The sequence below is a fragment of the Ruegeria sp. HKCCA5763 genome (assembly GCF_013034545.1).
Taxonomy (GTDB): domain Bacteria; phylum Pseudomonadota; class Alphaproteobacteria; order Rhodobacterales; family Rhodobacteraceae; genus Ruegeria.
In genome coordinates this window covers 298,060-324,870 of sequence record NZ_WQGF01000003.1, presented here as the reverse complement: position 1 = coordinate 324,870, position 26,811 = coordinate 298,060, and the positions used below count along the sequence as shown (strand labels likewise).

Genomic DNA, 26,811 nt, shown 5'->3' with positions numbered 1-26,811 from the left:
AGAATGAAAAACTGTTTAAGCCGTTGCGTGACAGGTACGCGCCATGCAAGGTTGAGCACAAAGAGGAGGGCAACATGCACCGCTTTGTTTTTATTTCAATAACTTATATCTTTTCACTCTTGATCCTGCCCGTCACCGCTCTGGCGCAGAACGCCGTGCCTGACTTCCGCTACATAACCACCCGGGACACGGACTTTTATGGGTCAGATCTGGATGCTCTGTTCGACACAGATCTGAAATCATGCATTCGGGCATGCTCGGCCAATGATCGCTGCACTGCTTTCACCTATAACACGCGATCCGATGCCTGCTTTCCCAAGGACGGGGTGACCCGGCAGGAGGCGTATCAAGGGGCGCTTTCCGCGCAAAAGGTAACGACCTCAGAACAGGCTCTGAAATTGGGCAAAACCCGTGCGGCAGCGTTGAGCGTTCTGGGTTCTGCTGATTTGAAGCGGGCGACAGATCAGGCGCGCAACCTGGGATTCCTGCATCCTGCCGGCGGTTACGACCTGAAAGCTGTGTTGGACGCAGCGCGTAGCGCGGGCAGTGCGACGCAAGCGATGCAATGGACCGGCGTTGCCGTGTCTCTCAGCGATGCGCCGGACCTGTGGGTGGAATACGCGCGACTATTGCTGATTATGAACCCCTCGGGCTGGAGCGAACGACGGGATTTGCGCAATCGTGCATTGAACGCTGCGATCAATGGCTATCTGCGCGCCGAGACCCCGGGCACCCAGATTATGGCTCTGATGACTATGGCAAACGCGCTGGAAGAAGTTGAGCGCGGGCGTGACATGGTTCCAGTGCTGCGCCTGGCCGAGCAAGTGCAACCGCGCGAGGATGTGTTGGCCGCACTCGACGATGCCATTGCAAAATATGGCTTCCGCGTTGTCGATAGCTCGGTCGAAAGCGATGCTGCCGCCCCCCGGATCTGTGTTGAGTTTTCCGAACCCCTGGTCAAGGCCGGCGTGGACTATGATCCGTTTGTGCAGCGTGGCGATGTCGGGTTGGTCGTACAGGCTGAGGATAAACAGCTTTGCGTCGACGGGGTCGCGCATGGCCAGCGATATCGCGTGACACTGCGGCAAGGGTTGCCAGCTGCCTCGGGTGAAGTACTGAACCGAAACGTTGAACTGACCCATTACGTGCGCGACCGAACGCCTTCGGTTCGCTTTCCCGGGCGCAGCTATGTCCTCCCGAAATCTGCGGATGCGGCTTTGCCGGTCGAAACGGTCAACGTCACCGAGCTGGATCTGATCCTGCGGCGGATCAGCGACCGGAACCTGTTGCGAGCCGTGCAACAGGACTTCTTTGGCCGTCCGCTCAGCGAATGGCAGGAAGAGGAATTCTCGGACCAGATTGCCGAGGATATCTGGACCGGCACTGCCGAGGTATCCAATCAGTTGAACCAAACCATGACGGCGCGCCTTCCTATGGCAGAGGCCATCGCTGGTCAGTCTGCAGGCATCTATGCGCTGACAGCCCGTGTTCCGGGGGCTGATCCTTATGACGACCCCGGCGCGACGCAGTGGTTTGTGTTGTCTGATCTGGGGATCAGCACCGCGCTTGGCACCGATGGGCTGCACGTAACGGTGCGCGGCCTCAGCGATGCGGCACCGCGTCAGGACGTCGAGGTTTCGCTGGTCACAAATGCGAACGCGGTCATTGCAACCGCGCGGACCGATGAAACGGGCTATGCCAGATTCGATCCAGGCCTGATCCGCGGAAAAGGGGCCAGTGCGCCTGCCTTGGTGATGGCCTCTGCCGGAGACAGCGATTTCAGCTTTTTGTCCCTCACCGATCCCGCCTTTGATCTGTCGGATCGCGGCGTTGAAGGGCGCGCGCCTGCGGGGCCGGTTGATGTCTTCCTGACCACGGATCGGGGTGCCTATCGTGCCGGAGAGGTCATCCATGTCACCGCGCTGTCCCGAGATGGTGAAGCACAGGCCATTGAAGCGTTGCCACTGACCGCGATCCTGTATCGTCCGGACGGGGTGGAATACCGTCGGTCTGTCTCGGACGGGGGCATTGCCGGGGGGCATGTCTTTGCTTTGCCTGTCGCCATCGACGTACCGCGTGGAGCATGGAAGATTGAGATTAAATCTGATCCCAAAGGCGAGGCACTGGCGCGTCAGACGGTACTGGTCGAGGATTTTCTGCCTGAACGTATCGATTTCGATCTGACCCTACCCGACGCGCCCTTGCGGCCCGGCGATAGCCCACCGCTTTCCATAGATTCGCGCTATCTGTTTGGTGCGCCGGGATCTGACCTGAGCATTGACGGACAGGTCATCGCGCGCGCCGCGGACACCGTTCCGGGGTACGAAGGTTACCGCTTTGGCCGCTACGATGCTGAGGCCGTGATCAAAAGCACTTATTTCGGAAACACGCGCACGGATGCGGCGGGACAGGCCACCGTGGCCGTCGAAATTCCAGTGTTAGAGACTGAAGGAAAGCCCATTGAGGCTGAAATCATCGCACGATTGACCGATGGCTCTGGCCGTCCGGTTGAACGTCGCCTGTCTGCTCCGGTTCTGCCACCGCAGCCGGTGATCGGTGTCAAACCTTTGTTCGAACAGGTTGTTCCCGAAAGTACCGAAGCGGCGTTTCAGATCGTCGCGCTCGCCCCTGATCTGAGCCCGAGTCCGATGCGTCTGCGTTGGACTCTGAACCGGGTCGAGACGCGGTATCAGTGGTATCAGCTGTACGGCAACTGGAATTGGGAACCGACAACCCGCCGCACACGCATTGCCACCGGCGAAGTTGACATCTCGACAGATCCTTTGACACTGGCGCAGCCCGTGGATTGGGGCCGTTATGAACTGGTCGTCCAGCGCATCGACGGCACATATGCCGAAACCGCTGTCGATTTCTATGCGGGCTGGTATCAGGCCGCGGATGCGTCAACCACACCAGACCGGCTTGAGATGTCGCTGGACCGTGACAGCTTTCGCGCAGGCGATACCGCGCAGTTACGGATCGTCCCGCGCATGGCGGGCGTCGCCCAGATCGAAATCCTGTCGAACCGGCTGATCCATCGCCAAATGGTGGACGTGCCGGAAGGTGAAACCGTAATCCCGATCGAAGTGACCGAAGATTGGGGCGCGGGGGCTTATGTCACCGCCACGGTCATCCGCCCGATGAACGTCGCAGCAGGTCAAAACCCGGCGCGTGCGATGGGCGTGGCACATGCCACCATTGATCCAGCAGATCGCAAGCTGGAAGTCGTTATTGATGTGCCCGAGGTCACATCTCCACGGCAAACGCAAAAAGCCCGTGTTAGGGTCGAAAATGCCTCGGAGAATGATCCTGTCTGGCTAACACTGGCTGCAGTGGATGTGGGCATTCTGAACCTGACTGGATTCGAAAGCCCGGATCCGCAGGAATATTACTTTGGGCAACGTCGTCTTGGCGTGGATCTGCGCGACGTTTACGGGCGCCTGATCGACGGCATGACCGGAGCGATGGGTACCGTCCGTTCCGGTGGTGACGCCGACAACGGCATGCGCCGCCAATCCCCGCCTCCGACGCAAGACTTGATGGCTGTGTTCAGCGGCCCGGTTCAAGTCGGCCCGGACGGAGAGGTTGAGGTGGACATTCCCCTACCCGCCTTCAACGGCACTGTCCGATTGATGGCTGTCGCGTGGTCACCCAAAGCGGTCGGGCAGGCCGAAGCCGATATGATCGTCCGCGATCCGGTGGTCGTCACCGCCAGCCTGCCCCGTTTCCTTGCCCCCGGCGATCAAAGCCGAATGCGGCTTGAGATCGTTCATGCCGATGGCACACCCGGGGACATGGTACTTGGTCTGACGGCTTCCGGTGGATTGAAACTGGGTGAGGCACCGACCAACTTTGTGTTGGAGAACGGTGGCAAGGCGATCTTTGACATCCCCGTCACAGCCAGCGTTGTTGGCGATCCCGAAATCAGTGTCTCGATCACCACACCGGACGGGCGCGACTTGTCGCAAACCCTGCGCATGCCCATACGTGCCAATGATCCGGTGATTGCACAGACAAGACGTTTCGCGTTAGGGGCCGGGGACAGCTTCCTGTTTTCACAGGACGTATTTGACGGGTTCCAGCCCGGTTCGGCCAAGGCCATCTTATCCGCCGGAGCTTTGGCAAAGTTCGACACGCCCGGTCTGTTGGATCAGTTGAACCGTTACCCCTATGGCTGCACGGAACAGATCACCAGCAAAGCCCTGCCGCTGCTTTATCTGTCATCCGTCGCGCAGGCCTCGGGGCTGGGGGACGGTCCGGTGGTGGATCAGCGCATCGCAGAGTCCATTCGCAGCATCCTGACCCGTCAGGCAGCCAATGGTGCCTTTGGCCTTTGGCGTGCAGACAGTGGGGATTTCTGGCTGGACGCTTACGTGACGGACTTCCTGTCCCGTGCGCGCGCACAGGGATACCCTGTGCCGGATCGCGCCTTTGCCCAGGCCATGGATAACCTACGAAATAGGGTCAATTACGCGCCAGATTTCGACGAAGGCGGTCAGGATATTGCCTATGCCCTGATGGTTTTGGCACGAGAAGGCGCGGCATCGATGGGTGATCTGCGCTACTATGCAGATGTCAAAGGGGATGCGTTCGACACCCCATTGGCGGCCGCACAATTGGGCGCAGCACTTGCATCTTACGGCGATCAGACCCGGGCGGACGCGATGTTCAACCGCGCCGCTCGCATGTTGGAACAAGTTCCGGATGAGCAGGAAAATTACTGGCGCGCGGATTTTGGCACGCACCTGCGGGATGCGGCAGGTCTGTTGACTCTTGCCGTGGGCGCGGGCAGTGAGGCCGTCAATCGCGACGCACTGATCCAACGTGTCAGCGCCAGTCGCGCCCCGTTGTCCACGCAAGAGGCAACGTGGTCGCTTTTAGCCGCCCATGCGCTGGTGTCTGATCCGACTGGATCGGGCTTGACCGTCAACGGCTCTCAGGTGTCTGGTCCGTTTGTGCAGGTGCTGCAGTCTGGTCAGGCGGATGAGGTCAACATCACGGCAAGTGACGGCCAAGCCACGGACATCACCCTGACAGTCACCGGGATCCCTGAGGTTCCGCCCGAAGCGGGCGGCACCAGTTATTCGATCGAACGACAATATTACTCGATGGATGGCGATCCGATTGACGCCAACAGCTTTGAAACCGGCGAAAGGTTTGTCACGGTTCTGACAGTGACCCCGTTCGAAAGCGGCGGGGGGCGGCTGATGGTCGATGATCCACTTGCCGCCGGGATCGAAATCGACAACCCCAGTCTGCTGCGTTCAGGCGATGTACGGTCGCTGGACTGGCTGGACCTGTCTGAGGCAACTCATACCGAGTTCCGTTCTGACCGTTTCCTTGCTGCGGTTGATCTGTCCGGCGGTGAAACGGTAACGCTGGCCTACGTGGCGCGCGCTGTTACGCCGGGTATCTTCCATCATCCTGCGGCCTCAGTTGAGGATATGTATCGCCCGCAGAATCGGGCACGCACAGCGACCGGTCGGGTTGAGGTTCATTGATCAGCTTTGCAACATATCAATGCCCGGGTGGCTGTCGTGCCTAGGCCGTCGCGTCTGCTGCTTGCACTGGTCGGTGCCCTCTATTTGACGGCGCTGGCACGGGATGGCGTTGACCAATGGGTCGGCGCCACCGTTTTACCACCTGTTCTGGCCGAAACCTCGGTTGAGATACGAGATCGGAACGGAGACCTCCTGCGTGCGTTCCCGGTTGAGGATGGCATCTGGAGACTGCAGCCAGGCACAGTCGATCCAAATTTCACCTCCATGCTGATCCGGTACGAGGATAAGCGGTTTCGGAGTCACCACGGTGTGGACCTGATAGCGATGCTGCGGGCAGCAGGGCAAAGCCTGTGGAATGGGCGTAAGGTATCGGGTGGGTCTACGCTGACCATGCAGGTCGCGCGGCTGATTGAGGACGGGCCGACGGGACGTTGGAGCGGTAAAATCCGTCAGGTTAGGGTCGCATTGGCGTTGGAGCGGCAACTGACCAAACAGCAAATCCTAAGCCTCTATCTGACACATGCGCCTTACGGCGGTAATCTGGAAGGTATCCGCGCCGGCACCCGTGCGTGGTTTGGCAAAGAGGCAGCCCGGTTGACCCCGGCGCAAGCAGCGCTGTTGGTTGCTCTGCCGCAATCTCCAGAGGCTCGACGCCCGGATCGCCAGCTACACGCAGCCCGAGAAGCACGTGACCGGGTTCTGCGCAGGCTTGAACGTCATGGCGTCCTGACAGCCGCTGAAACACGCGCAGCTCTGACGGAGCCCCTGCCGGATCGGATGAAACCATTTCCGCGCCTGGCACCGCATCTGACCGATCGTGTAAAGCGGCAAACACCCGAAACAAGCGCCTTTGATCTAACCCTTGATGCCGGGTTACAGGCCCGGTTGGAAGCTATAGTCATGCAGGCCGCCACGCGCGCCGGACCACGCGTGTCTGGCGCTCTGATCGTGGCCGATCATCGCAGTGGCGAGGTTCTGGCCTCAGTCGGGTCCGCCGGGTATCAGGATGCCCGACAGGGGTTTGTGGATATGACACAAGCACTGCGGTCGCCTGGATCGACCCTGAAACCTCTGGTTTACGGGCTGGCCTTCGATCAGGGACTGGCCCATCCCGAAACTCTGATCAGCGACAGCCCCGTAATGTATGGCCGCTACGCCCCGCGCAATTTTGATGGGGCATTCCGTGGCGATGTCCGGGTACGGGACGCCCTGCAATTGTCGCTCAACATTCCGGTCGTGCGTCTGACAAACGCGCTGGGGCCAGCGCGTATCATGGTGGCATTACGCTTGGCCGGATCAGAACCGCGCCTGAACGGTGGCACGCCCGGCTTGGCGATCTCATTGGGCGGTGTGGGGTTAAGTCTGCACGACCTTGTACAAATCTACGCCGCTCTGGCAGGCGGTGGACAAGGCCCGATTCTGCACCACGATGCCTTGGGGGATACGCTGCAAACCCCGCGCGTTATGTCAGAAACCTCTGCCTGGCAGGTTGCCGACATTCTGGCCGGGCTTTCACCACCCGCAGGCGGCGCGACAGGGGCGCTGGCCTACAAAACCGGCACATCTTATGGTCACCGAGATGCCTGGGCCATCGGCTTTGACGGTCAGCACGTCATTGGGGTCTGGTTAGGTCGTGCAGATGGAACGCCCGTTCCCGGCGCGTTCGGAGGCGATCTTGCCGCGCCGCTTCTGGCCGAAGCCTTCAGCCTGCTGAAACCCGCGCTTACCCCGCTGCGCCCGCCGCCGCCCTCGACCTTGTTGGTGGGCGCTGCGCAATTGCCCCAACCCTTGCAACGTTTCCGACCTCGCACGGCGGCTTTCCAAAATGATCACTCCGCTCCGAATCTGCTATTTCCGCCTGAAAGCGCCGTGTTAGAGACACTTGGAGCACCCCTAACGGTCAAACTACGCGGGGGTGTCGCGCCATTTTCAGTGCTGGCGGATGGCGTGCCCGTGCTGACCGGACAGCGGCAACGAGAGTTCGAAATCCCCAATCCGGGGGCCGGTTTCACCTCGCTTGTTGTGGTGGATTCGCAGGGCCAATCGGACCGGGCCGCAATCAGGATTGATTAGCGCCGCCCCTCGCGCAGCCAACCGCCCAGCAGGAACCCTCCTGCCAGTAGCAAAACCAGCCAAGGGGGCAGCAGACCGGCCTGCGTAACATCCCGCGTCTCGTAGGCATCGCGCGGGGTCAGACCGATCCAGCCCCGACCAGCCGCAGGACGCCCTGCGCGTACGTTGCGGATTGATGGCAAACCGTCTTCCAAACGGATCACGCCACCCCGCATACTAGCCAAGGTCGGTTCCAAAACATCATCGGTTGCGATGGTGCGTTCAAACTCTTTCGGTGCGGCGGGGCCAAGGCCAATCACGGCCATATGGTCGCCTTCCTGCAACCGGTACAGACCGATCTCAGGCCCATAGTATTGTGCTTCGAACCGGCCCGGAGAGACCTCTTGCAAAGTGATCTCTAGTGTCTCACCGTTTGGACGCGTTACCGTAACCGGCCCGACCTCGTCTTCCAGCGTCTGGCGAATGATGCGCATGGATTGACCGTTCGCCTCGGCCCATAACGCTTCTTCCTCCAGTTCGGGTTCCTTCATCATCCAATGAGCCAACCTGCGCAGCAGCTCCAGCTGCGGACCGCCACCTTCAAAGCCGCGACTCCACAACCAAGCGTGGTCGGATGCCAGCATCGCAACGCGCCCCTCGCCAACACGGTCCAGAACCAGCAGTGGCCGTTCTTCGATGCCAGTCATCAGAACCTCGCCCGAGCGGTGGTTCACGTCGATCTGGCGCAACCAAGCCCCCCAATCCTCGGAATCGCCCAGATTGGTTGTTACCGGATGCCGTTGCCCCAAGTCGCTGACCATCGGCACATAACGTTCCTCGAACACCCGTGCCGAAGGCTGCGCCGGCAAGATCGGTGCTAAAGGAGATCGGAAGATACTGTCGGCACTGGCGAAATCGGGACCAGCGGCGATCAGAACCGCGCCCCCGTCATTGATGTAACTTGTGACATTGTCCAGATAGATCGCAGGTAAGATGCCACGCCGCTTGTAGCGGTCGAAGATGATCAGATCGAAATCGTTGATCTTTTCCAGAAACAGTTCACGCGTTGGAAAGGCGATCAAGGACAGCTCATCGACAGGCACGCCATCCTGTTTCTCAGGCGGGCGCAGAATGGTGAAATGCACCAAATCGACCGAACTGTCGGATTTCAACAGGTTACGCCATGTGCGCCCACCGGGGTGCGGTTCGCCCGAGACCAGCAAAACACGCAGACGATCCCGAACGCCATTCATCTGGATCAGCGCAGTGTTGTTGCGATCAGTTAATTCACCCTCGGCCTGCGGAACAGAGAACTGGATAACGTTGCGCCCGCCATGGGGCAGCGTGATGGGCAGTTCTACATCACGACCAATGGGAACACTGAACTGCTCCGGCGCGCCGCCATCGACCGAAATCTCTAGTGGCGCAGTCGCCGCGCCCGCTGGTGCCGCACCACTGTCTTCCACCCGAAGGGTCAATGTGACCGGCTCGCCAATAATGGCAAAGGCCGGCGCATTGCGGACGATAAGCCTGCGATCCCAATCACTTTCGCGCCCGGTTTGCAGAAGGTGCATCGGTGCAGGCAGGTCCGGGGCCTGATCGACATCGTGCACAATCCCGTCCGACACCACCAGAATGCCAGCGATCCGAGCGCGGGGTTCTTCGGCCAATGCCTCATTCAGAGCCGCCATGATCTGCGTGCCCTCATCCCCATCCCCGTCGCCAACCTGAATGCGGCGCAGTTCCGTGTTGTTGCGCGCCTCAATCTCAGCAGCAAGTGCCTCGGCTGCCTGTGCAGTTTGTTCAGCCCTGTCCGTAAGCGTCTGGCTGGCGCTTTCATCCTCGATCATCAGGACGATATCTGTCAGCGGTGCGCGATCTTCGATCTGATAGACCGGGCCGGACAGAGCCGCCAGAACCACCAAAGCCGCCAAACCCCGCAGCGCCCAACCCGACAAGCCACGCCACAGGGCCAACACAACCCCAGCCACGGCAATCGCACCCACAGCGGCCAAAATAGGCCAAGGGATCAGTGGGTCGAATATGACGGTTCCGGTCATTGTCCTAACCTGTCCAGAAGGGCGGGCACGTGGACCTGATCGGATTTGTAATTCCCGGTCAGCACATGCATTACCAAATTGACACCAAAACGATTGGCCAACTCGCGCTGACGTTCCCCGGCATAGCCGCGCCCGACAGGCAGCAGGGCCTGCCCATTGCGATCCACAGCCCAGGCCCCAGCCCAATCATTACCGCCGATAACCACCGGAGTCACATTGTCGTTCAGGTTGCGGAACGGCATCCCTTCGATCTGTTCCGCGTCCAGTGGCGCAGCTTCCACCCAGACTTCCGTGCCAGAATAACGGCCCGGGAAATCCTGCAACAGATAGAACGTTCTGGTCAGGACGTGATCACGTGGAATCGGCTCTAACGCAGGGATATTCAGCGGTGCAGCCAGTTGCTGCAACTTGCGGCCATTCGGGCTGGACGCGCCGAAGCCAGCGATATCCGCGTCACGTGTGTCGAACAGGATCATCCCACCCGAGCGCAAATAGGCGTTCAGTTTCGCATAGGCTTCGGCGGAAGGTTGAGGCTGGCTCGGGGAAATCGGCCAGTAGAGCAGCGGGAAGAATGCGAGCTCATCACGTTCAAGGTCCACACCTATGGGGTCGGCCGGTTCGACGGAGGTGCGATAAAACAAGGTTTGCGCCAATCCTCGCAGACCGGCCTGCGCAATCTCGTCCACCTGCGCGTCGCCAGTCAGCACATGGGCTAAGACAAGTTCATGCGTCGCTGCCAAGGCGAACTCAGTGTCCTCCGGCGTCTGCGCCTGAACCTCGGGCACCAGCAGAAACGCCGCCAGAACCCCAGCAGCAGCACGCGCCAAGCCCAATCGGCCAGACAAAGCCAGCGACGCAACCACGTCGATTGTGAGCAAGATCAAAGCAAGGCTAAGCAGCAGACCCGACAGCGGCGTTTCAGTGCTGGCCTCTTGCCCCTTGATCGGCACATTGGCAGGCCAGACCACCGGACGAAGTTCAGTATCCTCGGAAACAACGTTCAGCGCCAGTTTCTGTTTGCCACTTTCATATAGACCCGGACGCAAATCCGGCCCGATCTGTCCCGAAATCAACTGCACACCGTCCACACCAGCCAAAGTGCCAGCGTCTGACAATGTGCCAAACCCGTCCATGATCTGCACTGGCTCCCACGTGGTGCCTTGCAACTGCGCCTCTTGCCGAGACTTCGCAGCAGAGGCCACGGCCAGACGATCCAGCATTTCGACAAACAGACCCGAAAGCGGCAGGCTGGACCATTCCGCATCGGCGGTCACGTGGAACAGCACCACCTGCCCCAATCCCAGCGCTTTGCGCGTCACCAAAGGTGTTCCATCTGACAGCGAAGCAATCACGCGATCCGCAAGATTAGGGTCTGGTTGGGCCATTACCTGAGTCGAAACAACCACATCGCCTGGGATGTCCAAACCATAGAACGGTGAATTCTCGGGGAACGGAGCCAAGGTCTTGGCCTCACCCCAGCTCATCGCTCCACCGACAGATCGCCCGCCGCTGCGCAGCCGCGCGGGCAACAGGGTGTCTTCGGTATCCCGCCCCAGATCGCTGGCTGCCATGCGCGGACCGGCAAACCGCAGCAGCAGGCCGCCCTGTTCGACCCATTCGATCAGACCGGTCTCTTCCGCATCCGACATCTGCGCGACATCCGACAGAACGATCACATCTGGGTTCGCAGGCAGAACCTCAAGCAGACCCCCATCGACAAAATCCGCCGTGGGGATCAGAACCTGTGTCAGATAATGTAGGGGCGACAACAGCTCCAGCCCTTCACGGTTCAGGGTTCCGGCAATCAGCGCAACCTCGCGACGACGCAAGCTGTCATCGGTCAGAGTCACAGTCCCGGCGGATCTTTGGCCCTGAATTTCGAAACGCGTGATGCGCGCGCGCAATTCCGACGGCAGTGCCAGTTCGATCTGCGCCGTGGTTTCCCCGGCATCTAAGGTCAGGTCTACCGAATGCAGCACCCGCGCCGTGCCTGCCGGATCACGCCCCTGCGCCAGAACCGTCACCCGCTCTTCCGGGCCGGGTCCCGCGCGTTGCACGGTCAGTTGGATAAGACCGTCTTGGTAGGCCGCGGGCTGGATCGCAATGGGCCTGGATGCCGCCTGATACACCGTCACATCACCACGTGCCTGCACGGCAGAAACCAAACTGGTATGCTGGGTATAGTCCAAACGGTCGCTAAACCAGTGAGTGTCAAAGCCGCCATCAACTGCATCCAAAGCGGCAATGGCTTGCGAAATCTGATCTGCAGTCGGTTGCCAAGGGTTCGGAGTCAGACCAGGAAGACGCCCACGCCATGCTTCCGCCGCTTGAAAAACAGGTGTTTCCGGCTCGGTCAAACGTATTATGGCAACCGTGCGACCCGCGCGTCCGGCCTCGGTCAGTTGCGTGTCAAGCTGATCCAGCGTGGCCGACCAGCGCGTGGCACCGGCCCAACTGGCATCCAGCACCAGTAGAAGCGGCCCTGTGCCAGTCTCATCACGCGAGGGGTTCAGAACTGGCCCGGCCAGGCCGATGATGATGGCTGCCGCCGCAAGCATCCGAAGCAGCAACAGCCACCATGGCGTACGGTCGGAAACACTTTCGTCATCCTTCAGCCCCAACAACAGCGTAACCGCCGGGAACATCCGGCGGATCGGTGCGGGCGGTACAGCGCGCAGAATCAGCCACAGTATCGGCAGGGTTAGAAGACCCAGCAAAACCCATGGCGCGGTAAAGCCTATGCCCGCAAGAACCGTCATCGCGTGCCCCCATCCAAAGCTCGATAAAGCCACAATAGAGCCGCTTGTGCACTATCACCCGTATGATGCAGGCCCAGTTGCCAGCCGGTTGCACGGCACAACTGCGTCAGGGCATCCTTGCGGCGCGCAAGACGTGCCAAATAGCGGTCCCGCAACTCAGCCGCCTTGAGGGTTTCGTGCCGGACAGATCCTCCGACGCTTTCGAAAATGGTGCGCCCGCGATAGGGAAATGTCTCTTCGCCCGGATCAAGTACTTGCAGCACCACACCGCGCACGCCACGGTCAGCCGCTTTGGTCAGGGCCAATTCAACTTCGTCCATGGGGCCAAGGAAATCCGAGATAAACACGGCGCGGGCATGAGGAATCATGGCACGGTGTTCAGGCGGGGCGTAATCCGTTTGATCATCTTCAGACCAGGCTTGCGCCAAACGGATGATCTGCGCGTTGCCGCGCCGGGGCGGCAAGGTTGTACCTGTAAGACCGACACGTTCACCGCCACGTACCAGCAGGATCGAGGTTGCCAGCCCCAACAGCCGGGCGCGATCCGCCTTTGTCGGCAGCGATTTGTCAGACGCGAACCGCATGGAAGCACCCTGATCGACCCAGAGCATCACCGATTGCGCGATCTGCCATTCGCGCTCGCGCACAAACTGCTGATCCCCCCGCGCTGAACGGCGGTGGTCGATCATCCGGCGGCTATCCCCGATTTGCGCGGGGCGGTATTGCCAGAAATCATCGCCCATACCCGAGCGCCTACGCCCGTGATCGCCCAACAGGACGGTCCCGGCCAAATGCTCGGCCCGCGCCAAAAGCGGCGGCAGCCGGGACGCTTCGGCCTCGGATCTTTCGCGAAGGGTCAGCGCAGCATTCACGCCGCAGCCTCGGTGCGGATCAGACCGGCAGCCGTCGAGTCAATCAGCTCGGCAAGGCTGTCACCGCGCGCCCGCGCCGCAAAGTTCAACGCCATCCGGTGGCTCAGCACCGGGCGCGCCATGTCCAGAACATCCTCGGCATTCGGAGCCAACCGCCCCTGAAGCATCGCACGCGCGCGCACTGTCATCATAAGCGCCTGCGCCGCGCGAGGACCGGGGCCCCAAGCCACGGTTTCTGAAACGCGTTCGGACGCGCCTGCTTCTTCGGGGCGGAACGCGCGAACCAGATCAAGGATCAGTTCGACCACCGATTCACCCACCGGCATCCGGCGCAGCAGGACTTGGGCCGCCAACAGGTCTTCCTTGCTGAAAATCTGGTGCGCGTCTTCCTCTTCCACACCCGTCGTGGCCAGCAGAATATCACGTTCGGTCTGCCGATCCGGGTATTCGACGTCGATTTGAACCAGAAAACGGTCCAACTGCGCCTCGGGCAGCGGATAGGTCCCTTCCTGTTCGATCGGGTTTTGCGTGGCCAATACGTGGAAAGGCGTCCCAAGCGAGCGGTCTTCGCCTGCCACAGTTACCGTGCGTTCCTGCATCGCTTGCAGCAAAGCCGACTGAGTTCGCGGGCTGGCGCGGTTGATTTCGTCAGCCATCAGCAGCTGGCAAAAGATCGGGCCAGAGATAAAACGGAAATGCCGTGAACCGTCATCGGCAGTATCCAGAACCTCGGACCCAAGAATATCTGCGGGCATCAGGTCGGGCGTGAACTGAATGCGGTTGCCGTTCAAGCCCATCACGGTCGAAAGCGTTTCGACCAACCGCGTTTTTCCCAGCCCCGGCAAACCGATCAGCAGGGCATGACCACCGCATAACAGCGCGGTCAGAGTCAGATCCACGACCCTTTCCTGCCCGATGAAGCGGCGGGTGATCGAGGCCTTGGCCTCTTGCAGGTTGTTTTCCAGCGCTTCGATCTCGGCTACGAGGTCGGCAGGTTCGGTCATGACTTTCCCTTCCGTGGACTAATATGATTGAAGTGTATCGCGCTACGAGGAAATGGCAAAAGCAATGAGCGGACAAAAACCTGTGAAACCGTCGCCGGATGGTCTGGCTGCATCAGTCAAAGCGGCCAAAACCAAGGGTTTACTGCCCGTTCACCTTTGGAATCCCCCGTTTTGCGGCGATCTGGACATCCATATCGCACAAGATGGCACCTGGAGTTATTTAGGCTCGCCTATCAACCGTTTCGAGCTGGTGAAGCTATTTTCCTCAATTCTTAAGAAAGAAGATGGGAAATACTACCTCGTCACACCGGTCGAGAAGGTGGGAATCACTGTTGAAGACGCCCCATTTGTCGCCGTGGATTTTGATCGTGAAGGCGAAGGCGAGCAGCAAAACCTGACCTTTACAACTCATGTAGGCGATCATGCTGTTGCAGGTTCAGATCATCCGATCCGGATCGTTATTGACCCGGTGACAAGCGAACCTTCACCCTACATCATGATCCGTTCCGATCTTGAAGCACGCATAGATCGCAAAAGTTTCTACCGCCTGGTCGAGATTGGCACCCACCATGACGGCTGGTTTGGCGTTTGGTCAGGCCAGGAATTCTTTGGGCTGATCCCGTCAACCGACCTTGGCTGATCCTCGGGACTGTCGAGGCGCACGATCCTGCGCCAAAACAACGGCCACAGCAACAACACCCGCGCCCAGCGCGCGGGTCCAGTTCCAGTCATCCCCCAGCATCAGCATGATCAGCATCACGTAGAACGGTGCGATGTTGATGTGGAACGACGCCAATGCAACGCCCAGTTTACCAACCGAAGCGATGAACAGAACCTGGCTGAGCCCCATGGCAATCAGTGCATAGATCACAAGCATCCCAACTTGCTGCGCATCAACTGACGTACGCGGCATCACGTCCATACCCATTTGCGCAGAAACAAAACACAGAGCACTGGCCATCAGCAATCCGCCGGTAAACGTGATCGTTGTGCGGCTGATCTGGCTGAGCTCGGGAAAGTCCCGTGCCGTCGCCATGCTGGCCCAGCAATACAGACCGGCTGAAGCGATTGCGCAGACCGCGCCCAGCCCCAGTTGTGCCGGTGAACCGGCGCTTGTTGCTATCAATCCACCTACAATCGACACCAAGACACCAAGGGCAAAGTTCCACTTTAAACGGCGCGTGCCAGCGGCAAGTTCCAGCAATGTTGCCGCCAGCGGAGCGCAGGACGCAATGATTGCAACGGTAACGGGATCTGTCAGTTTCTGTGCAAGGATCAACAGGAACATACCGATCCCGAAACCGAAACCGCCGATGATCATTGCCCGACCCCATTTGGCCCTCAGTACGCGGCTGGGCCCGTCCAGAATGAACCAAAGCGGCAACATCACAGCCACGGCCATTGCCAGACGCGCAGCCAGCAGTGCGACAGGTGGCCAGCTTTGCAACAGGACCTCAGCGGCAGGGAAACCCGCAGCCCACGTCATCATCGAAGCCACTGCCAGACCATTCCCGGACAGGACCGAGTTACGGCCAGCAGGCAAAGAAACTGCCGCCCCGCGCACGGGTTCAGGGCTCATGGCCATGAGTTTAGACCTTTTTGTTGGTTCAGCGTGAAAAATGATTCGCTGCTACAGCCCGACTGTCCCTGATCCTTTGTCCATGATCTGGCCGATTTTCGACAACTTGTCGTTTTCAGTCCCTTCCCCGGAAACCACTCGACGGTTAGGGTCGAGCTGTCACTACCGAAGATCTCTCATGCCCAGATTTGCCGCCAACCTGTCGTTGCTCTTTACCGAACTGCCTTATCTCGACCGGTTTCAGGCCGCTGCTGATGCGGGATTCACTGCTGTTGAAATCCTGTTCCCCTATGACATAGCCGCTAAAGAAACCCGCCGCGCCTTGCTGGCCAACGGGTTGGAATTGATACTGATCAACGCCCCACCCCCTAATTACACGGGCGGCCAACCCGGTTTCGCCGCGGTCCCGGGGGGCGAGGCCCGGTTTCAGTCGGATATCCGCCGCGTTCTGCGTTATGCGGACATGCTGCGCCCCGGATTCATTCACATCATGTCAGGGTACGCCTCGGGGTTGGACGCTCTGTCGTGTTTTGTTCAAAATCTGCAATGGGCCGCTGATGCTGCGCCTCAACAGCAGTTCACGATTGAACCGCTCAACTCGGTGTCGCAGCCTGAATACTTCCTGAACGACTACGATCTGGCAGCTGAGGTTCTGGATCGTGTTAATCGCCCGAATGTCGGCCTGCAATATGACAGCTTTCATGCTCACATGATCCACGGCGACGCGCAGGCCGTTTGGGATCGATTTCATCGCAGAGTGGCCCATGCCCAGATCGGCGCTGCCCCGGATCGGTCTGAACCGGGTCGGGGACCCACGGATTTCCAAAGCTTGTTTTCGGCTATGCATGCCGCGGGATATACGGGTTGGGTCAGTGCCGAATACACACCTTCGACATCGAAAACCTCCGACAGCCTTGATTGGATGCAGCCCTAGCACTGGCATTTCACAGGCAAATGCTGCAGATCAAAGGCAATACGACCTTCAGGATGCCCGCCATGATTCCAGCCCGCTATGCCCGCGCCGTATTCAGCCTGATTATGTCCGGCCTCATGTCCTGCATCGTCACAGGGATCGCAACAGTGAAAGCCATTGGTTTCGGCTCCAGCACATTCGGAGATTGGTTGGCATCCTGGGCTTTTTGTTGGCCGATAGCCTTCACCGTAATTCTTCTGTTTGGCCCAACCGTGCAACGCATGGTGAACCGCATGGTCAGGCCACAAGACTGACCCGCGACGAAGAGGGTTCGCCGGGCCGGATGAGGCGCGTCGCTAGTGCGCCTCGGCCCAATTCGCGCCTTGCCCGGCATCCACACTCAGCTTGACGTCCAGCTTGATTGCCGGATCCGAGGCACCCTCCATCACGTCGCGTGCCACGCCGATCACCTGATCCACTGAATCTTCCGCCACTTCGAACAGCAATTCGTCATGCACCTGCAACAGCATTTTGGCCGGCAGGCCGTTGATCGCCTCCGGCATCCGCACCATGGCCCGTCGGATCACGTCTGCCGCCGTACCCTGAATGGGCGCGTTGATCGCCGCCCGCTTTGAGAACCCGGCATGAGGTCCCTTGGCGTTAATCTCGGGCGTGTGAATCTTGCGCCCGAACAGGGTCTGGACATAGCCATGTTCTTTGGCAAAGGCGACGGTGTCATCCATATAGGCTCTAATGCCCGGGAAACGCTCAAAGTATCGGTCGATGAAGCCCTGCGCCTCGGCCCGAGGGATGCGCAGGTTCCGCGCCAGACCAAAACCTGAGATGCCGTAGATCACACCAAAGTTGATCGCCTTGGCCTGACGGCGAATATCGGGGGTCATCTCATCCAGCGGCACGTCGAACATCTCGGATGCCGTCATGGCGTGAATGTCCAGCCCGTCCGAGAATGCCTGTTTCAATGCCGAAATATCCGCAATATGCGCCAGAATCCGCAATTCGATCTGACTGTAGTCGAGGCTGACCATGACATTACCCGGCTCGGCGATAAACGCCTCACGAATGCGTCGCCCTTCCTCGGTCCGCACCGGGATGTTCTGAAGGTTCGGATCGGTCGAGGCCAAACGTCCGGTATTCGCCCCGGTGATGGAATAAGACGTGTGCACCCGCCCGGTATCCGGGTTGATATGGGTCTGCAGCGCGTCCGTGTAGGTCGATTTCAGCTTGGACAGCTGCCGCCAATCCAGCACCCGGCGCGGTAGTTCGTGTTCAGTCGCAAGATCTTCCAGAATGTCCGCCCCGGTCGAATATTTCCCGGTCTTCCCCTTCTTTCCGCCCTCAAGACCCATCTTGTCGAACAGAATCTCACCCAACTGCGCAGGTGATCCAACGTTGAAAGTCTCACCCGCCAGCTCGTGAATTTCAGCCTCTAACCCGGCCATTTTCTGCGCGAATGCGTTGGACATGCGGCTGAGCACATCGCGGTCCACCTTGATGCCATGCATCTCCATCTCGGCCAAGACAGGCACCAAGGGGCGTTCCAGCGTCTCATAGACGGTCGTCACTTGGACCTGATGCAGTTGAGGCTTGAACAGCTGCCAAAGACGCAAGGTGATATCCGCATCTTCGGCGGCATAGGCCGTGGCCTCATCAATTGGAACCTTGTCGAAGGTGATTGCGGATTTGCCCGAACCCAGCAGCGGCTTGATCGGGATTGGCGTGTGGCTCAGGTAGCGCTCGGACAGAGTGTCCATCCCATGCCCATGCTCGCCGCCATGCATCGCATAAGACATCAACATCGTGTCATCGATCGGCGCAACTTTGATCCCATGGCGCGCAAAGATCTTGGCATCGTATTTCATATTCTGCCCGATCTTGAGGATCGACGGATCCTCAAGCATCGGTTTCAGCTGGGTTAGAGCCTGATCCAGTGGCATCTGCCCCTCGGCCAATGCATCCGAGCCGAACAAATCGTCCGCCGCACCGTCCCGATGGGTCAGGGGGATATAGCAAGCCTCACCAGCCTCAACACATAGCGAGACGCCGACCAGATCGGCGATCATTTCATTCAGACCAGTGGTTTCGGTATCGACAGCGACCCAACCGCGTTCATAAGCCTGATCGATCCACTTTTGCATGGCCTTGGCGTCGCGCACACACTCGTATTTCGACGCATCAAACGGAATAAGCGCTACCTCTGGTTCTTCAGCCGCAGGGGCAGGCGCGTCAACAATCACCGGGGCTTCGGCCCCCAGCTTATCTGCGATCCGCTTGGTGAGAGTGCGAAACTCCATCTCGGCCAGGAACCCCAGAAGGGTTTCGGCATCGGGGTCCTTTACTTCAAGATCGTCGAGGGTGAAGTCCAGCGGCGTGTTTTCGTCCAATTGCACCAGCTTTTTGGACAGCTCGATCTGGTCTCGTTTTTCCATCAGCGTCTGGCGGCGCTTTGGCTGTTTGATCTCTTCCGCGCGATCCAACAAGGTTTCCAGATCGCCATATTCATTGATCAGCAGGGCCGCCGTTTTCACGCCAATCCCAGGGGCACCCGGCACATTGTCCACCGAATCCCCGGCCAAAGCCTGCACATCGACCACCCGTTCAGGGCCAACACCGAATTTTTCGATAACCCCATCCCGGTCGATGCGCTTGTTCTTCATCGCATCCAGCATCTCAACGCCGTCGCCGACCAATTGCATCAGGTCCTTGTCGGAACTGACGATGGTCACACGGCCTCCGGCCTCACGCGCCTGAACGGCCAGCGTGGCGATGATGTCGTCAGCCTCGTACCCTTCAAGCTCTTTGCAGGCGATGTTGAAAGCCTTTGTCGCCTCGCGCGTCAGGGGCATCTGTGGACGCAAGTCTTCGGGCATCGCCTCGCGGTTGGCCTTGTACAGATCGTAGAGATCATTCCGGAACGTGTGCGAACCTTTGTCGAAGATCACCGCGACATGGGTTGGAGCATCTGGTCCGGCGTTTCCCTCGACATATTTCTGCAGCATGTTGCAGAAGCCCGAGACCGCCCCGATCGGTAATCCGTCGGATTTTCGAGTCAGCGGAGGCAGCGCATGATAAGCCCTGAAAATAAAGGCCGATCCGTCGATCAGATGCAGATGACACCCTTTTCCGAAATTGCTCATGCGCGCTCTCCCTGTCGGTCAGTGATGGTTCTGCCACAGGGGCAGGCGGGTGACCAGTCAGGAACGTGCGTTACCCACCAAAGAGACCGCTGAAAACGTCCGAGAAACTGTTCAGCAGCGCCATGATCACCAGAACTCCGAGGAAGGCGAAGAAAGCGAAGGCGAAGAACTGGAACAGGATTGCGCCGATGCCGACTGCGACACCCGCAATAGCCGGACGCATCCGTTCATGACGCAAAATGCCAATCACCGAGACGACAATTGCCAGCCCGCCCAGCATCGCCACGCCAATTTGAAGGTAATCGTCCAGGTCGCGGGTTTGGGCCACGGGTGCAGGCTGCTCCAGCCCGGCTGCGGCGCGCAGGGTGGATTTGCCAAGCTCTGCCGCCAGTTCACCCAATGAAACGCCGGTGGACTGTTGCGGCGCGAAAGGACCGGCCCAGAACACAAACAACGCGGCGAACAAAGCCATTGCCGCAAGGAAAAACCCGATCCAACCAAAAACCGGGTTGGCCGTGTCAGTGGCAGTCATGTCGGTCATCACACTCACCTATGATGGTTGCACCAACGCACTACCATGAAAATCGCGGCGAGATTTGGGCGAAACCCGGTTAGGGGGGCAATCAGCCCTGCTCTGTGCCCTTCAGAACATATTTGCAGTCGCAATAGGGGCACTCGACCCAGCCGGTATCTTCGGGGATTTGCAGCCACACGCGCGGATGCCCCAACGCACCTTCACCGCCATCACAGGCAACACGGGTGGTTTCGACGATCTTGGTTTCCGGCGCTTCGATGGTCACGGCTGGCGATCCTTCTTCGGTTGTCGGCCTCGCGGGCATGTACTAGGTGCGTTTATGAGCGATGAGCAAACCGGGGGCAAGAGCCACATGAGCGATGCCGCAATCAGGATCAAAGGGCTGCGCAAAACCTATCGCGGCGGCAAGGGCCAGCCCGAGAAACACGCGCTGAAAGGCATTGATCTGACCGTTCCGCGCGGGTCGGTTTTTGGGCTGTTGGGGCCGAACGGGGCAGGAAAATCGACACTCATCAACATTCTCGCCGGGCTGGTTGTGAAATCCTCGGGCCATGTATCTATTTGGGGATTCGATCAGGATCAGAACCCGCGCCAGTCGCGTTCCGCCATTGGCGTGATGCCGCAAGAGCTGAACCTGGATCCGTTCTTTTCCCCACGTGGAGCGTTGGAGGTTCAGGCCGGGCTTTATGGCGTGCCAAAGGCGCAGCGCCGCAGCGATGAGATTCTGGAACTGGTGGGTCTCAGCGCCAAGGCCGAGGCGTATGCCCGCACGCTGTCGGGCGGGATGCGGCGGCGGCTTTTGCTGGCCAAGGCGCTGGTGCATCACCCGAAGATTCTGGTGTTGGATGAACCCACGGCAGGTGTGGATATTGAACTGCGTCAGATGCTCTGGACCAATGTGCGCAAACTGAATGAACAGGGCATGACCATCATCCTGACCACGCATTATCTGGAAGAAGCGCAAGAGATGTGCGACGAGATCGCCATCATCAACCATGGCGAAAAGATCGCACAGGACAGCACCGCCAACTTGCTGGGTCGGATGGACAGCCGGACGATGGTGATCGTTCCGGACAACCCTGTGACGAAACTGCCTGCAACAGAAGGGGTCGAAGCCGCGCTGCGCGACGATGGCAGCCTTGTGCTGCAATATCAGGGCAATCAAACCAGCGCCGAGCAGGTGCTGGAAGCCGTCCGTGCCGTGGGTATCCGTATTCGTGACGTGCGTACCGAGGAAGCCGATCTTGAGGATGTGTTCCTTGCACTGACTTCGTCGCGCGCCGAGGAACCTGCAGACGATCAGGACCAGCCGCGCCGGGGAATGCACCGCGTTAAGCTTTAGGCGTGGTCGATCCGCGCCTGATAGCAGTTGTTTCTGGCCGAGCGGACATGGATATAAGCGATATCCGGTGTAGCAAAGATGCCCTTCACCGCTGCGCCGATCTGCTCCATGGGCGTGATCGCCCCGGTGCCATAGACGATCCTGTCATCCGCACCATAGCCCTTGATCAAATAGTCAGGAGAGGTGGTCAGAATCTCGGGCATCTCTTCCCCCTCATGCCGCTCGCACGGTTTAGCACACAGAAAGATCGGGCCGGTTTCCGCATACGGATGCGTCTCTAAAAAGGGGCGATGGGCCAATATCAGCATCTCTTCGCCTTCGGGAATGTTCTGCAGGCAGTGGCGGCATGGATTGCCTGCACCAGTCGAAACGGCGTGTTCGGGCGTTGCGCCATAAGCATCCGGACCACCGGCCTGAAGGGCGCGTACCTCGTTGGTGGGTAATGCAGTAATTTTGAACATATCGGGCCTCCTTTTTTGCCGACCCTGCCGATCTGATCGATCTCAAGCGACCCGTTTCCTGCGCAAAGGACTCGAAAAAGAACAAAACGTGAATATAATAGTGACTCGCCATGTATGCCGAGCTGTCGATCACATCGAACTTCACCTTCCTCACCGGGGCCTCGCACCCCGAGGAGTATATGGAGCGTGCCGTCACCCTGGGCCTGCCCGCTATTGCGATTGCCGATGACAACTCGGTCGCCGGGATTGTCCGCGCCCACACCCAGGCGCGCGAGATTGCCCGCAAGGTCCGCGAACGGCTGGAGTGGGAAGCGCAGAGCACCTCCATCGGCCCACCCTGCCCTGACCACATCCCCAAACCGCCCTCGTATCCGATTCACGCAGTGCCGCGCCTGATCCCAGCCGCGCGGCTGATCTTTACCGACGCACCTACCGTCACCGCCTTGCCGCTGAACCGACAGGGTTGGGGCAACCTATGCCGTATCCTGTCCACTGGCCGCCTGCGTGCCGAGAAAGGCGACTGCATCCTGCACCTGTCCGACCTTTTGGAGTTTTCCGACGGCCTCCACCTGCTGCTCTGGCCACAAGCGGACCGATCCCAAGGCGGCGCGAGCGCATGGAGGACACACGCGCAACAACTGACGCGCCGCTTTGCCGGGCGGATAAACCTGTTGATGCACCCTCGATACGATGGCGCAGACAGCGCATATTTCTCTTTGTTAGAGACTGAATCAAAGCAACTGGGCATCCCCACACTCGCCAGTGCCACACCGATGATGCATCACGGGGCCCGTCGTAAGCTGGCCGACGTTCTGACCGCCATCCGCCTGCGCCGTAAGGTGGATGATCTGGGCCGCGAGGCATTGGCCAATGGCGAACAGCGCCTGCGCTCCGAGACCGAGATGTTGCGCATCTTTAAAGGTCACGAGGGCGCTGTTGCCCGCGCCCATGAGCTGAGCGAGCAACTCACATTCTCGCTCGACGAGCTGCGCTATGAATATCCCAGCGAGGGCAGCGAACAGGAAACTCCGACCCAACGCCTGCACCGTTTGGCACATGAGGGGTTGAAATGGCGCTATCCGGCAGGCGCGTCAGAGAAAGCTCAGAAGATGTTGGCCCATGAGCTCGCCCTGATCGGCAAACTGAAATATGAACCCTATTTCCTTACCGTCCGCGACATCGTCCATTTCGCCCGATCACGGGGCATCCTGTGCCAGGGGCGCGGCTCGGCGGCCAATTCGGTGGTCTGTTTCTGCCTCGGCATCACCGAAGTCAGCCCCGAGATGGGTACGATGGTGTTCGAACGCTTTGTCTCTGAGGCGCGCGATGAACCGCCCGACATTGACGTGGATTTTGAACACGAACGCCGCGAAGAGGTGATCCAGCACATCTATGATCGTTATGGCCGCGAACGCGCGGGGCTGTGCGCCACGGTCGTGCATTACCGCGGCAAGCGCGCCATCCGCGAGGTGGGCCGCGTCATGGGGCTGACCGAAGACACGATCTCGGCGCTGTCCTCGCAGCTTTGGGGTTTCTTCTCGACCGCCGGGCTCGAAGCACACAGGATGCGCGAGATCGGCCTCGACCCCGAGGACCGTCGCCTGAAACAGACTCTAATGCTGGTGTATGAGATTGACGGCTTCCCCCGTCATCTATCCCAGCACGTCGGCGGCTTTATCATCACCGAGAGGCGTTTGGACGAACTTGTTCCCATCGAGAACGCCACGATGGAAGACCGCACGGTCATCTGCTGGGACAAGGATGACATCGACTCTCTTGGCATCCTCAAGGTCGATGTTCTCAGCCTCGGGATGCTCACCTGCATCCGCAAGGCATTCGATCTGATCGGTCAACACCATCAGACCAGCTATACACTAGCAACCCTGCCGCCCGAGGATCCGGTGATTTATGACATGCTGTGCAAAGCCGACAGTATCGGCGTGTTTCAGGTGGAATCACGTGCGCAGATGAACTTCCTGCCCCGGATGCGGCCACGCAATTTCTATGATCTGGTGATCGAGGTCGCCATCATCCGCCCCGGCCCCATTCAGGGCGACATGGTTCACCCCTATATCCGCCGCCGGAACGGAGAGGAGGAGGTCAGCTTCCCCTCGGACGAACTGGGTGAGGTGCTGGGTAAAACGCTGGGCGTACCGCTGTTTCAGGAACAGGCGATGCAGATCGCCATTGTGGGTGCGGGTTTCACCCCGGAACAGGCCGATCGGCTGCGACGGTCGCTTGCAACCTTCAAAAAGCATGGCAATGTCAGCGAATTTCGCGCGCTATTCCTGCGCGGAATGAAGCGCAACGGGTATGATGACGAGTTTGCCGAGCGCTGCTTTTCACAGATCGAAGGGTTTGGGTCCTATGGCTTCCCTGAAAGCCATGCGGCCAGCTTTGCCTTGCTGGTCTATGCCTCGGCCTGGATAAAATGCCACCATCCCGGGATTTTCGCCTGCGCGCTGCTGAACTCACAGCCCATGGGGTTCTATGCGCCCGCCCAGATCGTACGCGATGCGCGCGAACATGGGGTGCAGGTGCGCCCGGTCTGCATCAATGCCAGCTTCTGGGACAATGTGATGGAGCCTGACGGCCATGGTGGGCTGGCCCTGCGGTTGGGGTTCCGTCAGATCAAAGGCCTCAGCGAGGAAGACGCCAGCTGGCTGACCGCTGCGCGCGGCAACGGCTACCATCAGGTCGACGATGTGTGGCGTCGCGCGGGTCTGGGGCCGTCAGTGATCGAACGCCTGGCCGAGGCCGATGCCTTTGCTGCCTGCGACCTGACACGACGCGAGGCCTTGTGGCAGGCCAAGGCGATTGCGACCGCCAAGCCCTTGCCTCTGTTCTCGCAAGATCTGGAAGGTGAGGCGCTGGACGAGCCCGAAGCCTATCTGCCGCAAATGACATTGGGTGAGCAGGTGGTCGAAGATTACGTCGCCACCCGTCTTAGCCTGCGGGCGCATCCGGTGGCCTTGCTACGGCATATCCTGACGCCCGAGCCGCGCGACAAAACCACGCCTGTTGCATGACGGTTGAAGGGGATATTGCTCCGAGACAGAGTCGAATTTGGTGACCTCATGTCCAGACCCACCCTGCCGCCGCGCTTTCCGGCGACACCCCACCAGATCAATGCGCAGGTTCACGCCTTCTATGCCCGCGTACGAGAAGACGCTGTGCTGGGTCCGGTCTTTGCCAACCATGTCACCGACTGGCCCGCGCACGAGGACAAGATCGCCGCGTTCTGGCGCAACGCCATCTTGTTTGAACGCAGCTACGACGGCAATCCACAGCGGGTCCATATAGAACGGCCCGATGTGAAACCCGAGATGTTTGCCCACTGGCTGGACCTGTTCGAAGAGGTTGCAACCCAGACCTTGCCGCCCGAAACCGCAGTCCCTTGGGTCGCGCTGGCCCGACGTATCGGCGTGGGGATGAAGGCTGGCGTGCAATCGGCCCGTCAACCCAAAGACGCGCCACCGATCCTGCGTTGATCCCTCTGCATGGCGGCTTTGTCATGTTAGCGGTAAAATAAGGACTATGCGGACCGCAAAAATGGGGTTACTCAGGGGCAAGACAGCCCCTTTGCGCTGCGACGGCACAGTGCCACCACACCGACATCGCCCGAGGCCATATCGATGAGCACTCAAAACACCACCCTCAGGGGCCTTGGTTTCGCGTTTGCGGGATTCGCGGTCTTTGCCAGCCACGACGCGCTGATCAAGGTGCTGGGCGGGACGTATTCGGTGATGCAGATCATTTTCTTCGCCACGCTGTTTTCCTTTGTACCGATGGCGGTGACGATCCTGACCGACCGGACCACGGGCAACTTCCTGCCGCACCATCCCTGGCTGGTGCTGCTGCGCTCGGCCCTGATGGTCACATCCATGGTCTGCGCCTTCTATTCGTTTTCGGTGCTGCCACTGGCCGAGGTCTATTCGCTGCTGTTTGCTTTCCCCCTGTTCGTTACGGTTCTGTCGATCCCCATATTGGGGGAGGTCGTCCGCGCCCAACGCTGGGCCGCCGTCGTCGTTGGTCTTATCGGCGTTCTGATCGTCCTGCGCCCCGGCACGACGGACATCACCCTCGGTCACCTTACCGCCCTGACAGCTGCGTTTTGCAGCGCGTTTGGCTCTGTTCTGGTGCGAAAGATCGGGAATGAGGAACGTTCGGCCGTGCTCATCCTCTATCCGATGCTTCTAGCCATCGTGGTGATGAGCCTTGCGCAACCTGCCGTCTATCAGCCGCCCTCGCTGCTGCATCTGGCTATGATGGCGCTGGTTGGCGTGTTCTCGGTCATCGCCCAGCATTTGATCATCCTCGCCTACCGTGCCGCGCCTGCAGGGGTCGTGGCCCCCAGCCAATACAGTCAGATCATTTGGGCCACACTGTTTGGCATGATCTTCTTTGGTGAACGCCCGGACGGCTGGGTCGCGGTCGGGGCCAGTGTCATCATTGCATCGGGTGTGTTCGTGGTGTGGCGCGAGAGCCGGGCCAATACTTCGTCGGTCAACACGCCAGTATTGCGAGTGCGGTCTCCGCGGTCGGATACGGGAGCAACGAGGCCGGGGGGCTGAAGCA

General features: G+C 59.6%; 18 protein-coding genes. 9 read left to right on the top strand and 9 right to left on the bottom strand.

From position 1 onward, the window contains the following. Positions 1 to 74: 74 nt before the first annotated feature. Together GOV89_RS08085 and pbpC are read left to right on the top strand one after the other, a co-directional pair. On the top strand, positions 75 to 5,501 hold the full coding sequence (locus GOV89_RS08085) for an alpha-2-macroglobulin family protein (RefSeq protein ID WP_171237930.1): 5,427 nt from the start codon (positions 75 to 77) through the stop codon (positions 5,499 to 5,501). Positions 5,502 to 5,537: 36 nt separating this feature from the next. Continuing rightward, positions 5,538 to 7,574, top strand: coding sequence for a penicillin-binding protein 1C (gene pbpC / locus GOV89_RS08080; RefSeq protein ID WP_371810616.1), 2,037 nt, complete (start codon positions 5,538 to 5,540; stop codon positions 7,572 to 7,574). Here the strand turns inward: pbpC and GOV89_RS08075 are convergent. Genes GOV89_RS08075 through GOV89_RS08060 form a run of 4 tightly spaced genes read right to left on the bottom strand, consistent with a single transcriptional unit; the run spans position 7,571 to position 14,248 of the window. Then, complete coding sequence (locus tag GOV89_RS08075) at positions 7,571 to 9,613, bottom strand: hypothetical protein (protein ID WP_171178375.1); 2,043 nt, start codon at positions 9,611 to 9,613, stop codon at positions 7,571 to 7,573. The genes pbpC and GOV89_RS08075 overlap by 4 nt on opposite strands. After that, on the bottom strand, positions 9,610 to 12,372 hold the full coding sequence (locus tag GOV89_RS08070; protein ID WP_171178378.1) for a DUF4159 domain-containing protein: 2,763 nt from the start codon (positions 12,370 to 12,372) through the stop codon (positions 9,610 to 9,612). The genes GOV89_RS08075 and GOV89_RS08070 overlap by 4 nt, the downstream gene beginning before the upstream one ends. Further along, positions 12,369 to 13,244, bottom strand: coding sequence for a DUF58 domain-containing protein (locus tag GOV89_RS08065; protein ID WP_171178380.1), 876 nt, complete (start codon positions 13,242 to 13,244; stop codon positions 12,369 to 12,371). Before GOV89_RS08065 ends, GOV89_RS08070 begins: the two co-directional genes overlap by 4 nt. Then, a complete protein-coding gene (locus GOV89_RS08060) occupies positions 13,241 to 14,248 on the bottom strand; it encodes a MoxR family ATPase (protein WP_171237929.1) in 1,008 nt (335 codons plus the stop codon). Before GOV89_RS08060 ends, GOV89_RS08065 begins: the two co-directional genes overlap by 4 nt. Before the next feature lie 64 nt (positions 14,249 to 14,312). On the opposite strand from GOV89_RS08060, the gene GOV89_RS08055 reads away from it, so the two are divergent. Beyond that, a complete protein-coding gene (locus tag GOV89_RS08055; protein WP_254451504.1) occupies positions 14,313 to 14,888 on the top strand; it encodes a DUF1285 domain-containing protein in 576 nt (191 codons plus the stop codon). Here the strand turns inward: GOV89_RS08055 and GOV89_RS08050 are convergent. Continuing rightward, positions 14,871 to 15,833, bottom strand: coding sequence for an EamA family transporter (locus tag GOV89_RS08050; protein WP_171237927.1), 963 nt, complete (start codon positions 15,831 to 15,833; stop codon positions 14,871 to 14,873). The two genes, GOV89_RS08055 and GOV89_RS08050, sit on opposite strands and share 18 nt — an antisense overlap. Before the next feature lie 172 nt (positions 15,834 to 16,005). Here GOV89_RS08050 and GOV89_RS08045 point away from each other — a divergent pair, with 172 nt between their 5' ends. Both GOV89_RS08045 and GOV89_RS08040 read left to right on the top strand, forming a co-directional pair. After that, complete coding sequence (locus tag GOV89_RS08045) at positions 16,006 to 16,761, top strand: hydroxypyruvate isomerase family protein (protein WP_171178388.1); 756 nt, start codon at positions 16,006 to 16,008, stop codon at positions 16,759 to 16,761. A 62-nt stretch (positions 16,762 to 16,823) separates the two neighbouring features. Then, the gene (locus GOV89_RS08040; protein WP_171237926.1) at positions 16,824 to 17,054 is read left to right on the top strand and encodes a DUF2798 domain-containing protein; all 231 of its coding nucleotides are present in this window, start codon (positions 16,824 to 16,826) and stop codon (positions 17,052 to 17,054) included. 42 nt (positions 17,055 to 17,096) lie between these two features. On the opposite strand, the gene polA is transcribed toward GOV89_RS08040, so the two are convergent. The 3 genes from polA to GOV89_RS08025 form a co-directional block, all read right to left on the bottom strand. Beyond that, positions 17,097 to 19,895, bottom strand: coding sequence for a DNA polymerase I (gene polA / locus GOV89_RS08035; RefSeq protein WP_171178390.1), 2,799 nt, complete (start codon positions 19,893 to 19,895; stop codon positions 17,097 to 17,099). Between the two features lie 70 nt (positions 19,896 to 19,965). Beyond that, a complete protein-coding gene (locus tag GOV89_RS08030) occupies positions 19,966 to 20,436 on the bottom strand; it encodes a hypothetical protein (protein ID WP_171178392.1) in 471 nt (156 codons plus the stop codon). Between the two features lie 82 nt (positions 20,437 to 20,518). After that, a complete protein-coding gene (locus tag GOV89_RS08025) occupies positions 20,519 to 20,695 on the bottom strand; it encodes a zinc-finger domain-containing protein (RefSeq protein WP_170533977.1) in 177 nt (58 codons plus the stop codon). 87 nt (positions 20,696 to 20,782) lie between these two features. Here GOV89_RS08025 and GOV89_RS08020 point away from each other — a divergent pair, with 87 nt between their 5' ends. Then, on the top strand, positions 20,783 to 21,772 hold the full coding sequence (locus tag GOV89_RS08020) for an ABC transporter ATP-binding protein (RefSeq protein WP_171178852.1): 990 nt from the start codon (positions 20,783 to 20,785) through the stop codon (positions 21,770 to 21,772). On the opposite strand, the gene GOV89_RS08015 is transcribed toward GOV89_RS08020, so the two are convergent. Further along, a complete protein-coding gene (locus GOV89_RS08015) occupies positions 21,769 to 22,233 on the bottom strand; it encodes a DUF1203 domain-containing protein (RefSeq protein ID WP_171237925.1) in 465 nt (154 codons plus the stop codon). The two genes, GOV89_RS08020 and GOV89_RS08015, sit on opposite strands and share 4 nt — an antisense overlap. A 110-nt stretch (positions 22,234 to 22,343) precedes the next feature. On the opposite strand from GOV89_RS08015, the gene GOV89_RS08010 reads away from it, so the two are divergent. The 3 genes from GOV89_RS08010 to GOV89_RS08000 all read left to right on the top strand — a co-directional run bounded on the left by GOV89_RS08010 (position 22,344) and on the right by GOV89_RS08000 (position 26,807). Then, positions 22,344 to 25,262 (top strand): error-prone DNA polymerase, encoded by a 2,919-nt coding sequence (locus GOV89_RS08010; RefSeq protein WP_171178394.1) that lies wholly within the window; start codon positions 22,344 to 22,346, stop codon positions 25,260 to 25,262. Positions 25,263 to 25,310: 48 nt separating this feature from the next. After that, entirely contained in the window at positions 25,311 to 25,724 is a 414-nt protein-coding gene (locus GOV89_RS08005) for a group III truncated hemoglobin (RefSeq protein WP_171178396.1), read from the top strand. Positions 25,725 to 25,868: 144 nt separating this feature from the next. After that, positions 25,869 to 26,807 carry a DMT family transporter gene (locus GOV89_RS08000; RefSeq protein WP_171178398.1) on the top strand — a complete coding sequence of 313 codons (939 nt, stop codon included), beginning with the start codon at positions 25,869 to 25,871 and terminating at the stop codon, positions 26,805 to 26,807. Positions 26,808 to 26,811: the final 4 nt, after the last annotated feature.

Excerpts from the sequence above, each read along its gene's own strand:
- GOV89_RS08085 (WP_171237930.1), top strand. The coding sequence starts at position 75 with ATGCACCGCTTTGTTTTTATTTCAATAACTTATATCTTTTCACTCTTG.
- GOV89_RS08075 (WP_171178375.1), bottom strand. The coding sequence starts at position 9,613 with ATGACCGGAACCGTCATATTCGACCCACTGATCCCTTGGCCTATTTTG.
- GOV89_RS08070 (WP_171178378.1), bottom strand. The coding sequence starts at position 12,372 with ATGACGGTTCTTGCGGGCATAGGCTTTACCGCGCCATGGGTTTTGCTG.
- GOV89_RS08060 (WP_171237929.1), bottom strand. The coding sequence starts at position 14,248 with ATGACCGAACCTGCCGACCTCGTAGCCGAGATCGAAGCGCTGGAAAAC.
- GOV89_RS08055 (WP_254451504.1), top strand. The coding sequence starts at position 14,313 with ATGAGCGGACAAAAACCTGTGAAACCGTCGCCGGATGGTCTGGCTGCA.
- GOV89_RS08050 (WP_171237927.1), bottom strand. The coding sequence starts at position 15,833 with ATGGCCATGAGCCCTGAACCCGTGCGCGGGGCGGCAGTTTCTTTGCCT.
- GOV89_RS08045 (WP_171178388.1), top strand. The coding sequence starts at position 16,006 with ATGCCCAGATTTGCCGCCAACCTGTCGTTGCTCTTTACCGAACTGCCT.
- GOV89_RS08040 (WP_171237926.1), top strand. The coding sequence starts at position 16,824 with ATGATTCCAGCCCGCTATGCCCGCGCCGTATTCAGCCTGATTATGTCC.
- polA (WP_171178390.1), bottom strand. The coding sequence starts at position 19,895 with ATGAGCAATTTCGGAAAAGGGTGTCATCTGCATCTGATCGACGGATCG.
- GOV89_RS08030 (WP_171178392.1), bottom strand. The coding sequence starts at position 20,436 with ATGACCGACATGACTGCCACTGACACGGCCAACCCGGTTTTTGGTTGG.
- GOV89_RS08020 (WP_171178852.1), top strand. The coding sequence starts at position 20,783 with ATGAGCGATGCCGCAATCAGGATCAAAGGGCTGCGCAAAACCTATCGC.
- GOV89_RS08015 (WP_171237925.1), bottom strand. The coding sequence starts at position 22,233 with ATGTTCAAAATTACTGCATTACCCACCAACGAGGTACGCGCCCTTCAG.
- GOV89_RS08010 (WP_171178394.1), top strand. The coding sequence starts at position 22,344 with ATGTATGCCGAGCTGTCGATCACATCGAACTTCACCTTCCTCACCGGG.
- GOV89_RS08005 (WP_171178396.1), top strand. The coding sequence starts at position 25,311 with ATGTCCAGACCCACCCTGCCGCCGCGCTTTCCGGCGACACCCCACCAG.
- GOV89_RS08000 (WP_171178398.1), top strand. The coding sequence starts at position 25,869 with ATGAGCACTCAAAACACCACCCTCAGGGGCCTTGGTTTCGCGTTTGCG.